This window comes from Eggerthella sp. 1_3_56FAA (genome assembly GCF_000185625.1).
Taxonomy (GTDB): Bacteria; Actinomycetota; Coriobacteriia; order Coriobacteriales; family Eggerthellaceae; genus Eggerthella; species Eggerthella lenta.
The window spans coordinates 1-578 of record NZ_GL622602.1; the positions used below are offsets into that span (position 1 = coordinate 1).

Annotated in this window: 1 protein-coding gene; it reads right to left on the reverse strand. The window is 70.8% G+C overall.

The window, feature by feature from the left end; genetic code table 11:
• Positions 1 to 567: cytochrome c3 family protein (locus tag HMPREF1023_RS14975; RefSeq protein WP_035579330.1), on the reverse strand; the 567-nt coding region annotated here is incomplete at its 3' end.
• Between the last annotated feature and the right edge of the window lie 11 nt (positions 568 to 578).

Here is a 578-nt window from a genome sequence, read left to right on the forward strand (position 1 = left end):
GTTGTTGTGGCAGTCGGTGCACGTGGCGGGGTTCTCCTCGTGCTTCTCGTTCGAGGGGACGTCGTGGGGGTTCACCGTGGTGCCCTTGTCGTCGGTGAGCGCCGTGGAGTCCGCGGTCTTGGCGGCCATCTCCTCCATCGTGCCGTGGCACGAGATGCAGGTCTCGGGGTCCACCGTGACCACGGTCGCCTTGGTGGCGGCCTTGTCGCCGAACTTCACGTCGGCGTGCTCGGTCGAGAGCGCGGCCTCGTCGGTGTGGCACTGGACGCAGGTCACGCCCTCGGCCTCGTGGGCCGAGGCCTGCGGGCAGGACGCGTCGGTCGCCGACGCGGCCTCGACGGTGTGGCACATCGAGCAGTCGGAGTCCATCGTCCAGTTCACCGGCTGGCCGTCCATGGCCGAAGAGCCGCCGTTCCCGTCCTTCTGCTCGGACGCCGCCGGAGCCGAGGGCTCCGCCTTCGGCGCGCAGCCCGCGAGCGTCCACATCGCGGCCGTGAGCGCGAGGACGACGCCGAGGACGGCGAGCACGACGAGGCGCCGGTCGGCGGTGTGTGCTTGCACGGTCATGCGCTTCTCCT